This window comes from Pseudoxanthomonas winnipegensis (assembly GCF_004283755.1).
In the GTDB taxonomy this organism is placed as follows: Bacteria; Pseudomonadota; Gammaproteobacteria; order Xanthomonadales; family Xanthomonadaceae; genus Pseudoxanthomonas_A; species Pseudoxanthomonas_A winnipegensis.
The window spans coordinates 222418-242965 of record NZ_SHMH01000007.1; the positions used below are offsets into that span (position 1 = coordinate 222418).

Annotated in this window: 13 protein-coding genes; 6 read left to right on the forward strand and 7 right to left on the reverse strand. The window is 69.1% G+C overall.

The window, feature by feature from the left end; translation table 11 throughout:
• Positions 1-86: 86 nt before the first annotated feature.
• Entirely contained in the window at positions 87-2159 is a 2073-nt protein-coding gene (locus tag EAT51_RS14935) for a carbon starvation CstA family protein (protein ID WP_130521056.1), read from the forward strand.
• Positions 2159-2383: a YbdD/YjiX family protein gene (locus EAT51_RS14940; RefSeq protein WP_130521058.1), complete on the forward strand. Its 225-nt coding sequence runs from the start codon at positions 2159-2161 to the stop codon at positions 2381-2383. Before EAT51_RS14935 ends, EAT51_RS14940 begins: the two co-directional genes overlap by 1 nt.
• Positions 2384-2760: 377 nt before the next feature.
• Here EAT51_RS14940 and EAT51_RS14945 read toward each other — a convergent pair whose 3' ends face one another.
• Positions 2761-3522 carry an SDR family NAD(P)-dependent oxidoreductase gene (locus EAT51_RS14945; RefSeq protein ID WP_130521060.1) on the reverse strand — a complete coding sequence of 254 codons (762 nt, stop codon included), beginning with the start codon at positions 3520-3522 and terminating at the stop codon, positions 2761-2763.
• Between the two features lie 112 nt (positions 3523-3634).
• Here EAT51_RS14945 and EAT51_RS14950 point away from each other — a divergent pair, with 112 nt between their 5' ends.
• The 3 genes from EAT51_RS14950 to EAT51_RS14960 all read left to right on the forward strand — a co-directional run bounded on the left by EAT51_RS14950 (position 3635) and on the right by EAT51_RS14960 (position 6815).
• Positions 3635-4549 carry a LysR family transcriptional regulator gene (locus EAT51_RS14950; protein ID WP_130521062.1) on the forward strand — a complete coding sequence of 305 codons (915 nt, stop codon included), beginning with the start codon at positions 3635-3637 and terminating at the stop codon, positions 4547-4549.
• Positions 4550-4803: 254 nt separating this feature from the next.
• Positions 4804-5562: an ankyrin repeat domain-containing protein gene (locus EAT51_RS14955; protein ID WP_130521064.1), complete on the forward strand. Its 759-nt coding sequence runs from the start codon at positions 4804-4806 to the stop codon at positions 5560-5562.
• A 68-nt stretch (positions 5563-5630) separates the two neighbouring features.
• Positions 5631-6815, forward strand: a complete 1185-nt coding sequence (locus EAT51_RS14960) for a Tle-like phospholipase domain-containing protein (protein ID WP_130521066.1) — start codon at positions 5631-5633, stop codon at positions 6813-6815.
• 105 nt (positions 6816-6920) lie between these two features.
• Here the strand turns inward: EAT51_RS14960 and EAT51_RS14965 are convergent, their stop codons facing one another.
• The 4 genes from EAT51_RS14965 to EAT51_RS14980 all read right to left on the reverse strand — a co-directional run bounded on the left by EAT51_RS14965 (position 6921) and on the right by EAT51_RS14980 (position 13637).
• Complete coding sequence (locus tag EAT51_RS14965; protein WP_130521068.1) at positions 6921-8069, reverse strand: serine hydrolase domain-containing protein; 1149 nt, start codon at positions 8067-8069, stop codon at positions 6921-6923.
• A gap of 194 nt (positions 8070-8263) precedes the next feature.
• Positions 8264-9238, reverse strand: a complete 975-nt coding sequence (locus EAT51_RS14970; protein ID WP_130521070.1) for a hypothetical protein — start codon at positions 9236-9238, stop codon at positions 8264-8266.
• A 114-nt stretch (positions 9239-9352) separates the two neighbouring features.
• Positions 9353-11419 (reverse strand): alpha/beta hydrolase family protein, encoded by a 2067-nt coding sequence (locus EAT51_RS14975; RefSeq protein WP_130521072.1) that lies wholly within the window; start codon positions 11417-11419, stop codon positions 9353-9355.
• Between the two features lie 247 nt (positions 11420-11666).
• Complete coding sequence (locus EAT51_RS14980) at positions 11667-13637, reverse strand: OPT family oligopeptide transporter (protein ID WP_130521074.1); 1971 nt, start codon at positions 13635-13637, stop codon at positions 11667-11669.
• A gap of 152 nt (positions 13638-13789) precedes the next feature.
• On the opposite strand from EAT51_RS14980, the gene EAT51_RS14985 reads away from it, so the two are divergent.
• Entirely contained in the window at positions 13790-15553 is a 1764-nt protein-coding gene (locus tag EAT51_RS14985; RefSeq protein WP_130521075.1) for a peptide MFS transporter, read from the forward strand.
• A gap of 96 nt (positions 15554-15649) precedes the next feature.
• Here EAT51_RS14985 and EAT51_RS14990 read toward each other — a convergent pair whose 3' ends face one another.
• Positions 15650-19990, reverse strand: a complete 4341-nt coding sequence (locus EAT51_RS14990; protein ID WP_165421996.1) for a YadA-like family protein — start codon at positions 19988-19990, stop codon at positions 15650-15652.
• A gap of 195 nt (positions 19991-20185) precedes the next feature.
• The gene (locus EAT51_RS14995; RefSeq protein WP_130521079.1) at positions 20186-20461 is read right to left on the reverse strand and encodes a hypothetical protein; all 276 of its coding nucleotides are present in this window, start codon (positions 20459-20461) and stop codon (positions 20186-20188) included.
• Positions 20462-20548 lie beyond the last annotated feature (87 nt).

The following is a 20548-nucleotide window of genomic DNA, read 5'->3' on the forward strand; positions in this document are numbered from 1 at the left end:
TAGGAGCCGTCACCAGCACAATGGATGATTGACCCCCGCCGGGGCTTGTTGAACCCTGTCTGCCACATTACAGCCGGGGACATTTCATGAAGGGGCTATCCAAGGTCGCCTGGGCGCTGCTCGCGCTCCTGGGCGCGTTCTGTCTGGGGACGGTGGCGCTGCGGCGCGGGGAAACCGTCAACGCGTTGTGGATCGTGGTGGCGGCCGTCTCGCTGTATCTGGTCGCCTACCGCTACTACGCGTTGTTCATCGCCAACAAGGTGATGCGGCTGGATCCCACGCGGGCTACGCCGGCGGTGCTGCGCAACGATGGTCTGGACTACGTGCCGACCAACAAGCATGTGCTGTTCGGCCACCACTTCGCCGCCATCGCCGGCGCCGGCCCGCTGGTCGGCCCGGTGCTGGCCGCGCAGATGGGCTACCTGCCCGGCCTGCTGTGGCTGGTGCTGGGCGTGGTCTTCGCCGGCGCGGTGCAGGACTTCATGGTGCTGTTCATTTCCAGCCGGCGCGACGCACGTTCGCTGGGTGATCTGGTGCGCGAGGAGATGGGCCAGATTCCCGGCACCATCGCCCTGTTCGGCGCCTTCCTGATCATGATCATCATCCTGGGCGTGCTGGCCATGGTGGTGGTCAACGCCCTGGCCGAGAGCCCGTGGGGCACCTTCACCGTGTTCGCCACCATGCCCATCGCGATCCTGATGGGCCTGTACATGCGCTACATCCGGCCGGGCAAGATCGGCGAGATCTCGGTGGTCGGCCTGGTGCTGCTGCTGGCGGCGATCTGGCTGGGCGGCAAGGTCGCCGCCGACCCGAGCTGGGGCCCGGCGCTGACCTTCACCAAGGTGCAGATCACCTGGATGATGATCGGCTACGGCTTCGTCGCCTCGGTGCTGCCGGTGTGGCTGCTGCTGGCCCCGCGCGACTACCTGTCCACCTTCCTCAAGATCGGCACCATCATCGCCCTGGCCATCGGCATCCTGATCGTGATGCCCGACCTGAAGATGCCGGCGCTGACCGAGTACGCGCACACCGGCAAGGGCCCGGTCTGGACCGGCGGGCTGTTCCCGTTCCTGTTCATCACCATCGCCTGCGGCGCGGTGTCGGGCTTCCATGCGTTGATCTCCTCGGGCACCACGCCCAAGCTGCTGGCCAATGAGGCGCACATGCCCTACATCGGCTACGGCGGCATGCTGATGGAGTCCTTCGTGGCGATCATGGCGCTGGTGGCGGCCTGCATCATCGACCCGGGCGTGTACTTCGCCATGAACGCGCCGCCGGCCGTGGTCGGCACCGACGTGGTGGCCGTGGCCGCCAAGGTCAGCGAGATGGGCTTCGTCATCACCCCCGACGTGCTCACCGCCACGGCCAAGGACATCGGCGAGAGCACCATCCTCAACCGCGCCGGCGGCGCGCCGACGCTGGCGGTGGGCATCGCCCAGATCCTGCACGCGGTGCTGCCCACCGGCGACTCGATGGGCTTCTGGTACCACTTCGCGATCCTGTTCGAGGCGTTGTTCATCCTGACCGCGGTCGACGCGGGCACGCGCTCGGGCCGCTTCATGCTGCAGGACCTGATCGGCAACTTCGTCCCGGCGATGAAGCGCACCGAGTCGTGGACCGCCAACATCATCGCCACCGCCGGCTGCGTGGCGCTGTGGGGCTATCTGCTGCATTCGGGCGTGACCGATCCGTTCGGCGGCATCAAGACGCTGTGGCCGCTGTTCGGCATCTCCAACCAGATGCTGGCCGGCATCGCGCTGCTGCTCGGCACGGTGGTGCTGTTCAAGCTCAAGCGCGACCGCTATGCCTGGGTCTGCGGCATCCCGGCGCTGTGGCTGCTGGCGTGCACCACCACGGCCGGGCTGATCAAGCTGTTCGACAGCAACCCGGGCCAGGGCTTCCTGGCGCAGGCGCACAAGTTCCAGGATGCGATCGGCCGCGGTGAGGTGCTGGCGCCGGCCAAGTCGATGGCCGAGATGCACAAGGTGGTGGTCAACGCCTACGTCAACACGGCGCTGACCACGCTGTTCCTGCTGGTGGTGGCGATGGTGCTGGTGTATTCGATCAAGGCGATCTTGGTTGCGCGCCGCAACCCGCAGCGCAGCGATCGTGAGACCGAGTACGTGGCGCTGACGCCGGCCCAGATGGCGGACCTGTGATGGGCACCGCGCTGGTTCCCGTCGGTCAGTACCAGGTGCACCGCCGCGTGTGGCGGCGCCTGGTGCAGACCGCGCGGCTGTGCTGCGGCATCCCCGACTACGACAACTACGTGCGCCACGTGCTGGAGAAGCACCCGGACCGCACGCCGATGGACTACAAGACCTTCTTCCGCGAGCGCCAGGAAGCGCGCTTCGGCGGAGGGCGCGGCTTCCGCTGCTGCTGAACTGGAAAGGGCGGCCTCACGGCCGCCCTTTCTTTTTGGCTCTTCTCTCGACGCAGGTATCTTGGCGCAGTGTGGATTGTGGCTTCGGAAGGGCAGCGGTCCGGCGGGCGGTGACCGCTTATCCCTCAATCAGGGCATCCTGCCCTGATTCGGGCGCTCGGCGTCCTGCCTTGCTCGTCGCGGCCACCGCCCGCAGGACCGCTGCAGCGCGCGTCACGTCCGGAGACCTCGGGGTGGAAAGTCAAAAGAAGTCCGGATTGATCCGCCGCGGAGCCTCGACCCGGCCGGGTCGAGGCTGGACTGCGAAGTGGCGCTCCCGGCTCCGCACTTCAGCGAGAACCCTTCCTTTGCCCGCACCTCTGGGCGAGGCTGCAAGCTCAGACCAGCATGCCGCCCGAGGCCTCCACGCGCTGGGCGTTGATCCACTGCGTGGCCGGGTCGAGCAGCATGGCGATGACCGGGCCGATGTCGTCGGCCTTGCCCGGGCGGCCGAACGCGGTGACCGAGGACACCATCGCGTTGACCTGCGCATCGTCGCGCACGCGGCCACCGCCGAAGTCCGTCTCGATGGCACCAGGCGCCAGCGTGTTGACGCTGATGCCGCGCGCGCCCAACTCCTTGGCCAGATACCGGGTGAACACCTCGATGCCGCCCTTCATCATCGCGTAGGCCGAACTGCCCGGCAGCGCGAACCGCGCCAGGCCGCTGGAGACGTTGAGGATGCGCCCCCCATCGGCGATCAGCGGCAGCAGCGCCTGGGTCAGGAAGTACGGCCCGCGCAGATGCACGGCGACCATCTCCTCGAACTGCGCCGGCGTGGTCTCGGCGATCGGCGCGTACAGCGCGGTGCCCGCGTTGTTCACCAGCGCATGCAACTTCGTGGCCTGCCACTGGCCAAGCTGCGCGCGCAGCGCCTCTACGAAGCCGGGCAGCGCCGCGGCGTCGGCCACGTCGAACTGCAGCGCGGCGGCGCGGCGGCCCAGCGCCTGGATCTGCGCGACCACCGCCTGGGCTTCGTCGGCATGGCTGCGGTAGGTCAGGATCACATCGCTGCCGGCCTTGGCCACCGCCAGCGCGCCGTTGCGGCCCAGGCCACGGTTGGCGCCGGTGATCAGGGTGATGCGGGGGGACGTGCTCATGGGAAGGCTCCTGGCAGGCGCGGAGTGCGCCGATGTCGCGCACCTTATTGGGATTGACGCAATCGATAAATCACTCGAATCTGGCATTACTGTTCAACATCGGTGAACAATCATGGAGTTCGCCCAATCCCTGCGGACCTTCCAGCGCGTAGTCGAGCTGGGCGGGTTCACCCGCGCCGCCGAATCGCTCGGCCTGCCCAAGGCCAGCGTGTCCACCGCCGTACAGCAGTTGGAGGCGCGCCTGGGCACGCAGCTGCTCCACCGCACCACCCGGCGCGTGCAGCCCACCGCCGATGGCCGCGCGTTCTACCAGCGCAGCCGCGACGTGCTGGCCGACCTGGAGGAACTGCAGGGCATGTTCCTCACCGAGGGCCGGCAGCTGCGCGGCCGACTGCGCGTGGACATGAGCAGCGGCATGGCGCGCCTGCTGGTGCTGCCGCAGCTTCCGGCGTTCCTGGCCGAGCATCCGCAGCTGGAGATCGAGCTCAGCGCCACCGACCGGCTGGTGGACGTGGTCCGCGAGGGCTTCGACTGCGTGCTGCGCGGCGGCACCCCGCAGGACAGCACCCTGGTCGCGCGGCCGCTGGGCGTGATGCACATCGTCAACTGCGCCAGCCCCGCCTACCTCGCCCGTCGCGGCACGCCGCACGGGCTGGAGGACCTGGCCACGCACGAGCTGGTGCACTACGCCAGCGTGCTCGGCCAGCGCCCGTCGGGCTTCGAGTACTTCGACGGCGAGGCCTACCGCCTGCTGCCGATGGGCGGCGCGGTCACGGTTAACAACGTCGAGGCCTACCACGTCGCCGCATTGGCCGGCCTGGGCATCATCCAGGTGCCGCTGCTGAGCGTTCGCGACGCACTGGCACGCGGCGAGCTGGTCGAAGTGGTGCCGCAGCTGGTGGCCGAACCGATGCCGCTGACCCTGCTCTACGCCCGGCGCAGACATCTGCCGCGACGGGTGCGGGTCTTCATGGACTGGCTGGCCAGCCTGCTGACGCCGCATCTGGCGCCGCTGCCCCGCGGCTGATACGAGGCACGGCCCTCGCCCTGGCGGCGCGCAGGCGTCATTGCCGTCTGTTCCGGCAGCGCGGCCACGGCAGACCGCCGCGACGTCGCCCGTGCCAGGCCAGAGAGGACTTGAAGCCCCCGCCCTGTCTCTCGATGCCGTGACGGATGCACGGTCGCGATGCTCGTCTGGGTGACGCAACGCTTTGCTAGTATCGGAACGCGGCCCGGCACGAGGGCGGGCCGACGCACCCGCAGACGGAAAGGAACCCCGCAATGCGCAGGCACGTCCCGGCCCTAGCGGCCCTCGCGACTTCCTTGCTCATGGCTTCATGCGCCGCCGGACCGGTCGGCGCGAAGGAGAAGACCGGCATGTCAGCAACGATGAAGGACAGCTCCCGCATCCCCTTCCACGATCCGGCGATCGTGCCGATGGCACAGGCCATCCAGCACGGCGACATCGCCCGCATCCGCGCGCTTGCCGGCTCGACCGACCTGGCCGCACACGGCGAGGACAACGTCACCCTCCTCGAATGGGCCATCTGGACCGAACAGCCCGAGGCGCTGGCGGCGCTGCTCGAGTCCGGCGCCGACGCGCGCCTGCTGGGCATGGACCAGGAGACCGTCGCCCACATGGCCGCCATGGTCGAGCCGCCCGAGTACCTGCGCGTGCTGATCGCGCACAAGGCGCCGGTGGACATCGTCAGCCCGCGCGGCGGCCGCACGCCGGTGTTCTCCGCGGTGCAGTCCGGCCGCGCCCCGCAGCTGGAGATGCTGATCGAGGCCGGGGTGGATCTGAATCGCAAGGACAGCATGGGCAACACATTGCTGCACGAAGCGGCCTCGGCGAACAACGGCAAGGCGCTGCTGCGCCTGCTCAAGGCCGGCGTCGACCCGCGCGCGGTCAACGCGCAGGGCGTGACCTTCCAGCGCTACTTCTTCATGACCCGGGAGCGGCTGCTCAACGCGCAGGGCAAGCAGGAGCGCGCGGCCGTCGAAGCCTGGCTGACCCAGCACGGGGTCGCCCGCGAGTAGACCGGTCGGCGGCGGCCCGTCGCCGATGACGCGGGCCGTGGGCCCGACCAAGACGCAAGGATTGGCGAATGGATGATCGCAACACACCGCAGAACGATGGATTCGCGGCCCAGGTGTCGGGCATGCAGCCGCGGCCGATCGACCGCGACCTGTCCACCCTGCTCCAGGACAACTATGCCGTGGCCGATCTGCGCCGCGGCGTGTCGGGGCCGGCGCCGACGCTCCCCGGAGGCTGGGCGCGGATGGGCGACGACGATCTTCGCGCGCTGGGCATCGACCCCGCCTTGCAGCACAACGCCAAGAGCGGCTTCGACGCCTCGTTCTACCGCGATCCACAGGGCCACGTGGTCCTGGCCTTCGCGGGCACCGACGAGGGCAAGGACTGGAAGCACAACCTCGGCCAGGGCCTGGGCTTCGACGACCCGCAGTACCGGCAGTCGATCGAATTGGCCAAGAAGGCCAAGGTCATGCTGGGCGACGACCTCATCCTCACCGGGCATTCGCTGGGCGGCGGACTTGCAGCGGCCGCGGCGCTGGCGTCCGATACGCCCGCGGTGACCTTCAACGCCTCGGGCGTGCACAACAAGACCTTGGAGCGCGCAGGGCTGGATCCCAAGGAGGCCAAGGCCTACGCGGCCGAAGGCCTGATCCGCAGCTACGCCGTCAAGAACGAGCTGCTGACCTATCTGCAGGAGGACAGCTTCCCGCTCAAGTACGCCATGCCCGACGCGCCGGGGCACCGCATCACCCTGCCCGATCCGGAGCCGCTGGGCGTGTTCGAGCGGCTGGTCCCCGGCAGGATGCTCATGCACCGGTTGGATCTGCACTACATCGACGCAGTCATGCAGGCGCAGGATCAAGCCGGCCTCGGCGCGCGCGCCGGTACTGCCGAGGGCGCGAGTGCGCCCACCGCCAACCGCCTGCTGGACGACGCGGTGCGCGGCCTGGCGCCGCAGCGTCAGCGCCTTGGGCTGCAGGACGACGAGGCCTTCCTCAACACCGCCGCCAGCCTGGCGGCCGACGCCCGCCGCGAAGGCCTGCAGCGCATCGACCACGTGCTGCCCGGCCGGCAGGGCGAGGCGGTGTTCGCGGTCCAGGGCGGACTGGCCGATCCGACGCAAAGGCGCAGCGCGGTGGACCTGGCACAGGCCAGCGCCGAGCCGGCACGCGACAGCGCCGCGCAGCTGCGCCAGCAGGAATCCCAGCAGCTGGCGGCGCAGCACGAACCGCACCAGCGCGCACTGCAGGCCTGAGGAGCGCTCGCGGCGACGATCATCGCCGGGTCCGCATCCCTCGCCGCTGCCGCGGTGATGAGACGACGTAAAACCTTGCCTTGACGCCGCCGCCGGGCGCGACGCTCAGGACGCGCCGTACTCCCAGTCGTAGGGCACACCGGTCTTGCCGAGCACGAACTCCACCAGCTCGGCAAAGCCCTTCTCCGCGCGCACATCGTTGCCCAGCACCAGCACGCAGCGCTGCTGCCGCCGCAGGCAGACCAGCGTGTTGCCGGTGGTGTCGTTGTGGCCGCCCTTGAAGAAGCCCGGACCCTGCGGCCCGTTGAACGTCACCACGCCCAGCCCGGCGGAAAGATCCTTGCGCCGCTGCGCCGGCGGCAGCTCCGGCTGCAGCGTGGGGAACTGGCTGCGGGTGGTGATCGGCCGCTGCGGGCGCAGCATCTCGGCCTGCTCGCGCGCGCCGATGCCGCGGCCGGCCACCAGCGCAGCGGCGAACCTGGCCAGATCGCGGATGGTGGTGTCCATCGAGCCGGCCGCGCGCACCCGCGAGCGCTCGTCGTGCGGCGCTGGCTTGCCGTTCGCGTCCCAGCCGTCGGCCAGGTTGCCGGCGAAGTCCGGCCGCCATTTCAACGCGGTGCGTGTCATGCCGAGCTCGGCGAACACCGCATCGGTGCCCTGCCCCACATCCAGGCCGCGGCCCTGCTCGAGCACGAACTGCAGCGTCGCCAGGCCGTCGCCGGAATACGCGTAGCGCGTGCCGGGATCGAAGTGGAAATGCAGCTTCTCGTCCGGCTCCAGGAAACCGAAGTTGGCGAATCCGCTGGCATGCTGCAGCAGGATGCGCGGCGTGAGCTTGCGCCAGCGCTCGTCCAGCGCGCTCCAGTCGGTATAGCGGGTCACCAGGTCCTCGCCGGTGTACTGCGGCAGCGGCTGCGGCAGGTCGTCGGCGATGGAGGTATCCAGCGCGATGCGCTCCTGCCCCACCCATCGCATCACGGTATAGGCGAACACCGTCTTGGTGAGCGAGGCGCCGTACATCACCGTGTCGACGGTGAGCGGGTCGCCCTGCGCGTTGCGCTTGCCATAGGCCTGCACATAGACCGGCTGGCCGCGGTCGATGATGGCGATGGCCAGGCCCTGGGCGCCGGTGCGCTGCATCAGCGTGGCGACCTGCGCGTCGATCTGCGCAGGCTTGGGCAGGGGGCGGGCGAGCGCGGGCGCGACGGCGAGGCACAGGGTGGTGCACAGCAGACAGCCGATGACGGACTTCATGTCGCATCCTCCGCGGACGGCGGCGAACGGGAATCACCGCGTGCATCCCACGCTAGCGCGCACCGCAGCCCGCGCGCCCATGCCGCAAGTCACGCGGCGCGGCGGACCTGGCGTGGGCCGACACCTGGCCTGGCCCCACCAGCGGCTGCCTCAGAACACGAGTCTCCCAGGAGAAGCGAACCCACCTCGCCCGCTCAGGCCTGCCCGCGTCCCAGCAGGCGCCTGCCCAGCCGGCGGACCAGGCGCAGCAGCGCACGCGGCTGGCGCGCTTCGACATTGCCGCGGCGGGCACGGGTGGCCGGCTCCTGCTGTGCATCGATCAGGGCCAGGCCGCTCAACTGCACGACCGACATCACCCGCCGCACCGTGTGCGGCGCCACGCCGGTCTGGATCACCAGCTCGGCCAGGGTGTAGTCCTCGTCGCGCAGCCGGGCCAGCACCGCGAGCCAGTCCGGCGGCGTGTTAGCCAGATCCAGCGTGGGCCAGGCGGCCAGCTGCAGACGCGCCGGCGGCAGCACCGGCAGGGCCAGCGTCGGACGCACCGCCAGGCGCCACCACAGCGGGGCGATGGCGTGGCTGGTGGTGACATCGTCGCGGTAGAGGCGCTGCCAGTCGGCCTCGTCCAGCACCGTGGACTGCCAGCGCGGGTCTTCGACGTGGTCGAGCAGTTCGTCCAGCGGCATGCGCCGCAGCATGTGCAGCTGGCCGCGCGCCGGATCGACCACCACACGGAACAGGCCCAGCTCCATCAGCAGCCGCCGCGCGCCCGGGTCGCGCCGGTCCAGGCGCAGGCAGTCGATCAGGCGCAGCGAGCGCAGGTTGACGCCCGGCTGGCCCGCATGCCCGGCCGCCAGGCCGGCCTTGAGCGCCTCGGCGATGCGCCGCACCGAGGCGTCCGGGCGCAGCTCGCTCTCGCCCTGGCGGCCGCTGGCCTCGCGCGAGAAGGTCAGCACCGGCAGGCGCGCGGCCCACGCCGCACGGATCGCCTGGACGCCCTCGGGCGCGCCGCCGTCGGCCACCAGCAGATCGACCTGCGCGCCCGTCCAGGGCACCAGCCTGATGTCGAGCAGGTCGGCCAGCAGCAGGGCGCTGGCGACCTTCAGGCGCGTGGCGGGCAGCGGCTCGAGGCCGGCGAAGGCCACGGTGAACCGATGCGTTGCGGTGGGCATGGACAACTCCTGCGGGGGCAGGTTCGTGAGGGATGCCGCTGCTGATGGTGCCTGCAAAGAAAAGGCCGCATACGCAGATGGCGTGCGGCCTTTCCGACTGCGCATGCGTCGACTTTACTCGCCGATGTGCTGCTTGAGCCAGGCGTTGACGGTGTCGTGCCACAGGATCGAGTTCTGCGGCTTGAGCACCCAGTGGTTCTCGTCGGGGAAATACAGGAACTTGGACTCGATGCCGCGACGCTGGGCCGCGGTGAACGCCGCCAGGCCCTGCTCGACCGGGATGCGGAAGTCCTGCTGGCCGTGGATCACCAGGATCGGCACACGCCAGTTGGCGACGTGGTTGATCGGGTTGAACTTCTCGTACTTCTCCGGGTTGTCCCACGGCGTGCCGCCGTTCTCCCATTCGGAGAACCACAGCTCCTCGGTGCTGTAGCCCATCATGCGGTTGTCGAACACGCCGTCGTGGTCGACCAGGCACTTCCAGGGCTGGTTCCAGGTGCCGGCGATCCAGTAGGTCATGTAGCCGCCGTAGCTGGCGCCCAGCGCGCAGGCCTTGTCGCCGTTGAGGAAGGCGTACTGCTGCTGCGCGGCGGCCCAGCCCTTCTGCAGGTCCTCCAGCGGGCGATCGCCCCAATGCTGGCTGATCGCGTCGGTGAAGGCCTGGCCGTAGCCGGTGGAGCCGTGGAAGTCGATCATGACCACCGCATAGCCCTGGCCAGCGTAGGTCTGCGGATTCCAGCGATAGCTCCAGCCGTTGCCGAAGCTGCCCTGCGGGCCACCATGGATCAGGAAGGCCACCGGATACTGCTTGCCCTCCTGGTAGTTCCACGGCTTGACCACGTAGCCGTGCACGGTGTCGTTGTTCCAGCCCTTGAAGGTGAACTGCTCGTAGTCGCCGAACTTCACTTCCGGCAGCACCTCGCCGGCGCTGGGGGTGATCGCGCGGGGATTCTGGCCTTCCAGATCGGCCACGAAGATCTGGTCGCCGCTCTTGAGCGAGTTGCGGGTGAAGGCCAGCGTGGGGCCGGCCACGCTGGCCGAGCCGACGCTGCCCTCGCCCACCAGCTGGCTCACGCGCCCGCTGGCGATGTCGACCTTGAACAGCGGGTGCTGGCCCAGGTCGTCGGCGCTGGTGTAGATGGACTTGCCATCGGCGGTCAGCACGATCTCGCCGGCCGAGCGATCCCAGTCCGCGGCGATCTCACGGGTCTTGCCGGACTTCACGTCCATCGCCATCAGGCCGAAGCGGTCGGCCTCGAAGCCCGGGCGCTTCATCGCGCGGTAGTACAGGGTCTTGCCGTCGGCGCTGAACACCGGGCCGGCGTCCCAGGCCTTGTTGGCCACCGTCAGGTTCTTCGGCGCGGCGCGGCCGGCGGCGTCGAGCTGGTAGAGATCGAAGTTGGTCGACCACGGCTCCTCGCGCCCGGCCACGCGGATGCTGGCCACCACCGAGCGGCCGTCCGGCGACCAGGCGATATCGTCCATGCCGCCGAACGGCTTGGACGGCGCATCGCCGGCGATGGTCGCGCTGATCGCCGAGGCCCCGACCACCGGCTTGGCACCGGCCGCCGGCAGCGGCGCGACGAACAAGGTGTTGCGGCGACCGTCGTTCCAGGTGTCCCAGTGGCGCACGAACAGCTGGTCGAACACCTTGCCGGTCGCCTTGGACTTGGCCGCCGCCTCGAGCTTGCCCTTGGTGCAGGCCAGGTCCGAGCCGCAGTCCTGGAAGACCCCGGCGCTGAAGACGATGCGATCGCCGGTGGGCGAGAGCTTGTAGCCGTCCACGTCCACGGCGAAGTCGGTCAGCTGGCGCGGCTCACCGCCGGTGGCCGGGATGGCGTACAGCTGCTGGCTGCCGGACTTGGCGCTCAGGAAGTACAGCGTCTGGCCATCGGGCGAGAACGCCGGCGAATTGACGTTCCAGCCCTCGGGCGTGATCTGGTTCGGCGGACGCAGGTCGCGCGTGCGCAGATCGCGCTGGTACAGCGCGGTGCTGGCCTTGGTCGCCTCGGCATTCATCACGCGCTTGGCGAACACCAACCGCCCGCCATCGGGCGAGAGCGTGGGCGAGGACACGCGATCCAGCTTGACCAGGTCGTGCACGTCGAAACCGCGCTCGGCGGCGGCGGCCGGCAGCGCGGCGATCAGGGCCAGGGACAGCAAGGCGGGACGAAGCGTCATTGCGCGGACTCCGAAAACTTCAAAAAGTGGCCGATGGTAGGCCGCCGCGGCACGGCGGCGCAAAGCGAAAGCGCGATGGTGGTGTGGTGTGGTGTGGGAGCCGCCATGGCGGCTCCCACCTGTAGAGCGGAGCTTGCTCCGCTGGGGCTTCCCCATGATCCGGCCGAAAAGCAGCGGAGCAAGCTCCGCTCTACAGGCAGGCCGCTGCGATTTGAGGAGACTGTTGCTCCCACGGAAGCGGGATGGCTCAGGCCGCCTGCTCGCCCTTCTTGCCGGTGCGATACAGCAGCCAGCCGACCAGCGCCAGCACCGCCAGGCCGATCCACTGGCCCAGGTCCAGGCCGACCGACAGCACGTCGGCGCGGCTGCTGAGCACGATCGGCACCGCGATCGCGATGCCCATCAGCGCCTCGCCGGTGATCAGGCCGGCGGCGAACAGCACGCCGGGGCGATGCACGCGGTCGCGCGCGTCCTCGTCGTCGGCGCGCATCTTGTGGAAGCGCTCGACCAGGTGCGCGATCAGGCCACCGAGGAAGATCGGCACCATCAGCTCCAGCGGCAGGTAGATGCCGATGGCCGCGGCCAGCACCGGCACGCGGAAGCGCTTGCCGGTCTTCTTGAGCCATTCGTCGATGGCGATCACCAGCGCGCCGACCACCGCGCCGAGCGCGATGAAGGTCCACGGCAGCTGGCCGCCGAACAGCCCGCGCGCGACCGAGGCCATCAGGTTCGCCTGCGGCGCGGCCAGCGCGTTGGGGTGCTCGGGCGTGGGCGCGCCGATGCCGTAGGCCTGCGAGAGCAGGCTCAGCACCGGCGCCATGATCAGCGCGCAGGAGAAGGCGCCGATACCGAGCATCAGCTGCTGCTTCCACGGCGTGGCGCCGACCAGATAGCCGGCCTTGAGGTCCTGCAGGTTGTCGCCGCCGACCGCCGCGGCGCAGCACACCACCGCGCCGATCATGATCGCGGCCACCGCGCCCAGCGGCGCGCCGCCCGTGCCGACCGGGGTCAGGCCGCTGGAACCCATCAGCAGGGCCAGCACCGCCGAGGCGAACAGGATGGTGGAAATGGTGATGCCCGAGACCGGATTGTTGGACGACCCGATCAGCCCGGCCAGATAGCCGGATACCGAGACGAACAGGAAGCCGGCCACGACCATGATGATCGCCATCGGGATCGACACGTGCCACGCGCCGACGATGGCCTGGTACAGCCCCAGCAGCGGCAGGGTGAACACCACCAGCGCCACCAGCATCCACTTCATCGGCAGGTCGCGCTCGGTCTCGGCCAGCGCCACGCCGCCGCTGCCCTTGCGCGCGGCGGCGAAGCCGGACTTGATCCCGCCCAGCAGCGACTTGCGCAGCGAGAACAGCGTCCAGATGCCGCCGATCAGCATCGCGCCCACGCCCAGGTAGCGGATCTTGGCGCTCCAGATGGCATAGGCGGCGTCGGCCGAGGAGGCCGCGGCGATCTTGGCCGCCAGCGCCGGATCGGAGCCGGCGAAGAAGGCCTGATACAGCGGGATGGCGATGTGCCAGGACAGGATCGAGCCGGACACCACCACGATGCCCACGTTCAGGCCGACGATGTAGCCCACGCCCAGCAGCGCCGGCGACAGGTTGGTGCCGATGAAGGCGGTGACCCGGGCGCTGCCCAGGTAGGTCGACTGGGTCCATGTGTCGGGGATCAGCCGCAGGCCGCTGGCGGCGGCCAGCTTCACGAACGCGCCGATGGCCGCGGACACGGCCAGGATCTTCAGGCCCGGGCCGGGGTTCTCGCCGGCCTTGAGCACCTCGGCCGCGGCCTTGCCCTCGGGGAAGGGCAGCGGCTCCTCGACGATCATCGAGCGGCGCAGCGGCACCGAGAACAGCACGCCCAGCAGGCCGCCCAGGCCGGCGATGCCCAGCACCCACCAGTACTTGAACTCCGGCCAGTAGCCCATGATCACCAGCGCGGGGATGGTGAAGATGACGCCGGCGGCGATCGACGAACCGGCCGAGGCGCCGGTCTGGACGATGTTGTTCTCCAGGATGGTGCCGCCGCCGAGCAGGCGCAGCACGCCCATCGAGACCACGGCCGCGGGGATGGCCGTGGCGATGGTCAGGCCGGCGAACAGGCCCAGGTAAGCGTTGGCGGCGGAGAGCACCACGGCCAGCACGACGGCCAGCACGACGGCACGGAAGGTGAGCTGCCGCGGCGCGGCGACGGGCTGCTGCATGGTCTTGGGGCCCTGCGGAAGACGTAAAACGGCAACGCTACTCCAAGCCGGCGAGCCGGGCCAAGTGACGATTGCCACGGTCGGGCGCCACCGGCCCCGTCCCGGCGGCGCACTGGCATACTCGCGCGCCTGTCATTGCCGCAAGGTCGCCCGTGTCCGCCACCTCCGCCGCCCTGCCCGCCCGCGAGGACTTCCTAGGCCATCCCAAGGGCGTGTACGTGTGCTTCTTCACCGAGATGTGGGAGCGCTTCTCCTTCTACGGCATGAAGGCGCTGCTGCTGCTGTACCTGACCAAGCATCACCTGTTCGGCGACGACGCCGGCTACGACCTGCTGGGCGCCTACGGCGGGCTGGTGTACTGCGTCCCGGTGATCGGCGGCCTGCTCGCCGACCGCTGGCTGGGCATGCGCAAGGCGGTGATCTTCGGCGGCCTGCTGCTGGTGGCCGGCCACGTCGGCATGGCCTTCGAGGGCCACACCGCCACCGTCAGCGGCGGCCAGGTGCTGCGCGATGAGGGCAGCCTGCGCATCACCTATCTGTCGCTGGCGCTGATCATCATGGGCGTGGGCTTCCTCAAGCCCAACATCTCCACCATCGTCGGCAGGCTCTATGCGGACGACGACCCGCGCCGGGACTCGGGCTTCTCGCTGTTCTATGCCGGCATCAACCTGGGCTCGCTGTTCGCCTCGCTGGTGTGCGGCTATCTGGGCGAGGCCTACGGCTGGCGCTACGGCTTCGGCGCGGCCGGCATCGGCATGCTGGCCGGGCTGGCGATGTTCCTGTGGGGCCAGAAGTACCTGCACGGCCATGCCGAGCCGGCCAACCCGGCCTCGCTGCGCGAGCGCGTGGCCGGCCTGCCACGCGAATGGCTGATCTACCTGCTGGCCATCGTCGGCGTGCTGCCGATCGCCTGGCTGATGTGGGCCACGGCCAACGGCGCGTTCGCGCTCGGCGGCGAGGTCACCCTGGCCCAGCTGCTGATGCTGGTAGTGCTGGGCGGGGTGCTGCTGTGGTTCGCCTGGTTCCTGGCCACCCAGTGCACGCCCGAGCAGCGCCGCCAGATGCTGGCGCTGATGGCGCTGATCTTCATGGCCCTGGTGTTCTTCACCCTCTACGAGCAGACCTACGGCTCGTGGGTGACCTTCAACGACCGCCTGCTGACCAAGGACATCGTGCCGGCGCTGGTGATCCGCGACGGCACGCCGCTGCCGTGGTCGATCGTCTCGCTGCTGCTGGCGCCGATCGCGTTCGTGGCCGCCGCCTCGCTGTCGGACCGGCATCCGCAGTCCAAGGCGCCGCGCACCGTGTTCGCCATCGCCGCGGCGATCATCGTGGTGCTGCTGGTGCGCGACTGCCTGGTGCTGCCGCAGACCGCCGGCTCGCTGACCTACCTCGGCGCCCTGTTCCTGGTCCTGCTGGCGCCGATCTTCGCCGCGCTGTGGGCCTGGCTGGACCGGCGTGGGCTGGACCCGTCCAAGCCGGTGAAGTCGGCCTGGGGCCTGCTGCTGGCCGGCGCTTCCTTCATCCCCCTGGCGCTGGCCGCGCAGCACGTGGGCAGCACCGGGCAGATGGCCAGCGTGTGGTGGATCGTGGCCGCGTACTTCGTCCTGGAGCTGGGCGAGATGTGCCTCTCCCCCGTCGGCCTGTCGGCGGTCACCCAGCTGGCCGTGCCGCGCGTGGTCAGCCTGATGATGGGCACCTGGTTCCTGGCCACCGCGTTCTCGGAGATGCTGGCGGCCATGTTCGGCAAGCTCGCCTCCATCGACGTGCCCCAGGGCCAGACGATGGACCTGGTCGAGGCCTCGGCCCGCTACGCGCATCTGTTCTGGCTGATGATGTGGATCGGCCTGGGCTGCGGCGTGATCGCACTGGTCGCCGCCCCGCTGCTCAAGCGGATGATGCGGCCGCATCGCTGAAGCCGGCCGGCGGTGCGATCGGGCAGGAGGAAGCCCCGGCCATGCGGGCTTCTTCCTGTCGCGTGCTGGCCCGCTCCGCCACCGATCTCGGTCGCGCTACCAGCTGAATCCCGCACCGCCCGACACGCCGCGATCGCTGCCGCTGAACGCGCCGCCGAGGGAGACGGAGATGTTCTTCTTCTCGCCCACGATCCGTTGGTAGCCGATCGCCAGCGCGCTGCGTCCGTTCTGAGATCCGACACCGGCGCCCAATCGGTTGTCGCCCGCGAGCCCGGCCGTGTTCAACGCCATGCCCGCGTAGGCGGCGCTCATCGCGCCCATCCTGTCGATTCTCCTGTCCACCTCGCGGAAGCGTTGCGAGGCCCAGTCCCGCTCAGCCTGGACGACCTCACGCATCTGCTGGAGGTTCACCGCGTCGGTGGGCGCCACACCTGCGGCGACGTTGGAGACCCGACGTTCGGCTCCGCTCGAACCAACCGAGACCTCGTTCTCGCCCTCCGCAACCGAGCCCTTCCCGATGGCCACCGAGTTCGTTCCGGACGCGCTCGCGCCTTCGCCAACGGCCATCGAATCCTGCCCGTCGCCATGGATCAGTCCATCGCCCTCGCCAGCAGGACCCGATCCGAGACCGTCGGCGACGGCATGCTCGACGGCCTCCACGCGACCGCTCAAGCCGTCGATCCTGCCTTCGAGCAGCGTCTTGATGTCGAACAGCTGCCCGCCATTCACCGCCTCCATGCTGTCCGCGGCGATCAGCCCGCGCCCGACATTGGCCAGCACGGTTCCACCCCATCCGCCGAAGGTCGCCCGGCCCAAGCTGACATCGTCATAGGTCAGCACGGTAAGCGGATTTCCGGAGACTGGATCGATCGCGCCCGCAGCGCGAAGCTGCGCCATGGTGACGACATCCTGGTCCTTCACGCCGTTGGCCACGCCCGTCAGGCGTCGGTCGCCTTCGGCGCCGGAGAAGTCCACTTCATTGCCCATTCGGCCCGCGCCCACCTTGATGCTGTCGCCGGGGTCGGCCTGGGTGACCAGGCCTACGCCGCCACTGGAGAGGTTGGAAACCGCATCGACCAGGTGGGTGACGCTGGATTCCGCACTGACCAAGCGTCCATCCATCTCCCCTAGCGCATGCTCCGCATCGCGCATGCGGACGTTCGTCTCGGCCAGCTGTGCGCCATTGACGGCGTCCTTGCTGTCGGTGGCGATCTGGCCGGCGGCCACGCCGGTCAGCACGCGCGTGCCAGCCGTGCCGGTGAAGTCCACACGATCGCCGCCCGTGTTCGCCCCCATCGTCAGGACAGACCCGGGCGAGATCTGCTGGACCAGGCCCGAGGTGCCGCTGGCCAGGCCATTGAGGCGCCCGTTGATCGTGTTGATGCTGGCGGTGTTGATGGTGGTTCGACCATCGAGGTTGGCCAGCGCCTCTCCCACGCTGGAGACGCCCTTGCCGTCTACGATGTAGCTGGGGGCCGTCACGGCACCCGTCACCGGATCGACACGCGCGCCGCCGCCCAGGGCGGCCGCCATCCCTTCTCCCAGCCGCGTGGTTCGGCCGCTCTGGACACCGATCGCTGCCAAATTGGCAGCCACATCGGCATTGGTCGCCGCGAGCTGCGCGCCGTTGACGGCCTCGTCGCTGTCGGCCCCAACGCGTCCCGCGGCAAGGCCAGCCAGGGTGCGGCGACCCGAAGTGCCACCGAAGTCCACTCGATCACCATCCGTCGCCGCGCCCACCGTTAGAGCGGCCCCGGGCGAGGCCTGCTGAACCAGCCCCGAGGTGCCGGTGGCCAAGCCATCGAGACGACCGTTGATCGTGGTGATGCTGGCGGTGTTGTCTGTGGTTCGACCATCAAGGTTGGTCAATGCGGCCCCGACGCTCGAGACGGCCTTGCCTTCCACCATGTAGCCGGGAGCCGTCACAGCACCGGTTGCCGGGTCGACGCTGGCACCGCCACCCAACACGGCCGCAATGCCATCGGCGATGTTGACGGTGCGAGCCGCTTGGGAGCTCAGCGAGGCTGCATTGGCTGCGACCTCGACATTGGTGGCTGCAAGCTGTGCGCCATTGACAGCGTCAGCGCTATCCGCCGCGATCTTGCCGGCGGCCACGCCGGTCAAGGTGCGCGCGCCAGCGGTCCCGACAAAATCCACTCGGGCACCATCCGTCGCCGCGCCCACCGTCAGCGCAGCCCCGGGCGAGGCCTGCTGGACCAGGCCAGCGGCACCGCTGGCCAGACCATCGAGGCGTCCGTTGATCGTCGTGATGCTGCTGGTGTTGCTGGAGGTTCGACCGTCAAGGTTGGTCAATGCGGCCCCGACGCTCGAGACGGCCCTGCCTTCCATCACGTAGCTGGGAGCCGTCACGGCACCAGTCGCTGGATCGACGCTGGCACCAGCGCCCAACGCAGCCGCGATGCCATCGGCGATGTTGGTGGTGCGAGTCGCTTGGGAAATGAGCGAAGCAACATGAGCCGCCAACTCGGCGTTGGTCGCTGCGAGCTGCGCACCATTGACCGCGTCGACGCTGTCGGTCGCGACGCTGCCCGCGGCCACGCCGCTCAGCGTGCGCGCGCCAGCGGTCCCGGCGAAGTTCACGCGATCACCGTCGGTACCAGCGCCGATCGTCAGCACCGACCCAGCAGAGACCTGCTGGACCAGGCCAGCGGCACCGCTGGCCAGACCATCCAGGCGTCCGTTGATCGTCGTGATGCTGCTGGTGTTACTGGAGGTTCGACCATCGAGATTGGTCAATGCCGCCCCCACGCTCGAAAAAGCCTTGCCCTCCAAGGTGTAGCTGGGCACCGTCACGACACCGCTCACCGGATCAACGCTGGCGTCGCCGCCCAGCGCGGTCGCGAGGCCGTCGGCGATACTGGTGGTGCGAGCCGCTTGGGACGTCAGCGAGGCGGCATTCGCGGCCACATCGGCCTTGGTCGCGGCCAGCTGCGCGCCATTGATGGCGTCGGCGCTATCGGCTGCGACCTTGCCAGCGGCCACGCCCGTCAGCGTACGCGCCCCCCCGGTCCCAACGAAGTCGACCCGATCACCGTCAGTCCCGGCACCCACCGTCAGCGATGCCCCGGACGAGGCTTGCCGGACCAGGCCAGCACTGCCGATGGTCAATCCGTCTAAGCGGCCGCTGAGGTTGGCGATGTTGCTGGTATTGCTGATGGTTCGGCCATCGAGATTTGTCAGCGCGGCCCCGACGCTCGCAACCGGCTTGCCCTCCAGGCTATATGCCGGGCCGCTGACGGCACCGGTCGAAGGATCGACGCTGGCGCCGCCGCCCAACGCCGCTGCCACGCCCTCTCCGAGACTGGTCGCGCGAGCGGTCTGTTGACTGAGTGAGGCGAAGTTCGCGGCCACGTTGGAATTGGTCGCAGCAAGCTGCGAACCGTTGACGGCCTCGGTACTGTCGGCGACGACCTTGCCCGCCGCGACCCCTGTCAGCGTGCGCACGCCGGCGGTGCCAACGAAATCCACCCGATCGCCGTCGATGGCAGAACCGACCATCAGCGGCGCACCAGGCGCATGTTGCTGGACGAGGCCGGACTTTCCGCTGGCCAAATCCTCGAGGCGGCCGTCGATCGTGGTGATGCTGCTGGCGTTCTGCGTCGCGTGCGCATCGAGCTTGGTCACTGCCTCGCCAACGCTCGAAACCGAGGTGCCGGCCACACTGTAACTGGGAGCAGTCACCGCACCGCTCACCGGATCGACACTGGCGCCGCCGCCCAGCGCGGTCGCCAGACCGGCGCCCAGACTGGCCGTGCGAGCAGTCTGCGCACTGAGCGCGACCGCATTGGTGGCGACGGCCGCGTTGGTGGAGGCCAACTGCGCGCCGTTGACCGCGTCGGTGCTCGAAGCCGACAGTTCCGCAGCCTTCACACCCGTCACGCGATTGTTGCCAAAGCTGGCAATGGAATCGAAGTTGGCCGCGCCGACGATGCTCACTCCGCCGTTGCCTTTCAGCACTAGCCGACCATCGCTATAGCCGACGACCTGTGCCGTCGAGTTGGCGAATCCATTACCGCCTGAATCGTTTCCATTGTTGTTGAGCGCAAAGGAGGCGGCGCCCTTGCTGCAACTCAGCGTCGCTGGCGCCGTCGAGCCTACGCCAAGCATTTTTCCTGAGCCTGAGCCATCAGCGACCGTCGGGCATAGCTGGAGTGACCCATTTCCGTTCGCTTGAGCGAAGGCGGGCCCTGCAGCGAAGGAGAGCGCAAGCAGTCCCAGCGAGGGCAGCGCCACCGAAGGCGCCTCAGGCCGATCAGCCTTGTTGGAACCGCAAGCGAATGCCTTGAACAGTGAGGTCACCTGTTTTTCTCCACTCTGATTGACGAATCCCCGCTCGACCGCGACCTGCGGTGGCAGAAGCCAGGCCCCCGAGGGCAGCGCGCGTGCCGGGTGGACCTGCATGGATCTGCGGCGCATGCGCGCCATCAAGCCGATGGGACTACGCAAACTAGTCGCCGCCTGAGGCAGGCGACATCAGGCAATTCCTAAATCGCAGGCACCTGAGCTGCGGAGGCCAACTCGCCAAGGCGCAGCCTTAGCACCAGAGCTCGCGCAGGTGCGCTGCGTTCTACCGTGAAATGACCGAGGCGGACGGCAGGCCCCTGCCCGGCCTCAGAACACCATCCTGAGCAGATTCGACATGGCCGCAAGCGCCAGCACGATCTCCTGCCAGCGCCTTGAACCGACCAAGGAAAAAGCGGCGTAAAGCAGGCTGTAGCCCCCTAGAATGAGCGCCAGCACCGTGAACCATCCGCCCGCAGGATAGGCGCACACCGACAGCATCAGCGTCACCGCAGCAATGCCGCGAAGAAGCGCCGTCAGGGCGCAGTCGGTGGAGGCGACTGCGGCAGACCTAGGAGCTTTGTTTGCCAATGCGGATCTCTTCATATGCGTCCGCCAAGCCCGGCCCAATGCCGGACATCCGAGCTGGGATGCTCCCGATGCCCACCCTAAGACCCCCTTCAGGGGCCCCTC

Coding starts and splice junctions, on each gene's coding strand:
- EAT51_RS14935 (WP_130521056.1), top strand. CDS start 87: ATGAAGGGGCTATCCAAGGTCGCCTGGGCGCTGCTCGCGCTCCTGGGC.
- EAT51_RS14940 (WP_130521058.1), top strand. CDS start 2,159: ATGGGCACCGCGCTGGTTCCCGTCGGTCAGTACCAGGTGCACCGCCGC.
- EAT51_RS14945 (WP_130521060.1), bottom strand. CDS start 3,522: ATGAGCACGTCCCCCCGCATCACCCTGATCACCGGCGCCAACCGTGGC.
- EAT51_RS14950 (WP_130521062.1), top strand. CDS start 3,635: ATGGAGTTCGCCCAATCCCTGCGGACCTTCCAGCGCGTAGTCGAGCTG.
- EAT51_RS14955 (WP_130521064.1), top strand. CDS start 4,804: ATGCGCAGGCACGTCCCGGCCCTAGCGGCCCTCGCGACTTCCTTGCTC.
- EAT51_RS14960 (WP_130521066.1), top strand. CDS start 5,631: ATGGATGATCGCAACACACCGCAGAACGATGGATTCGCGGCCCAGGTG.
- EAT51_RS14965 (WP_130521068.1), bottom strand. CDS start 8,069: ATGAAGTCCGTCATCGGCTGTCTGCTGTGCACCACCCTGTGCCTCGCC.
- EAT51_RS14970 (WP_130521070.1), bottom strand. CDS start 9,238: ATGCCCACCGCAACGCATCGGTTCACCGTGGCCTTCGCCGGCCTCGAG.
- EAT51_RS14975 (WP_130521072.1), bottom strand. CDS start 11,419: ATGACGCTTCGTCCCGCCTTGCTGTCCCTGGCCCTGATCGCCGCGCTG.
- EAT51_RS14980 (WP_130521074.1), bottom strand. CDS start 13,637: ATGCAGCAGCCCGTCGCCGCGCCGCGGCAGCTCACCTTCCGTGCCGTC.
- EAT51_RS14990 (WP_165421996.1), bottom strand. CDS start 19,990: ATGCGCCGCAGATCCATGCAGGTCCACCCGGCACGCGCGCTGCCCTCG.
- EAT51_RS14995 (WP_130521079.1), bottom strand. CDS start 20,461: ATGAAGAGATCCGCATTGGCAAACAAAGCTCCTAGGTCTGCCGCAGTC.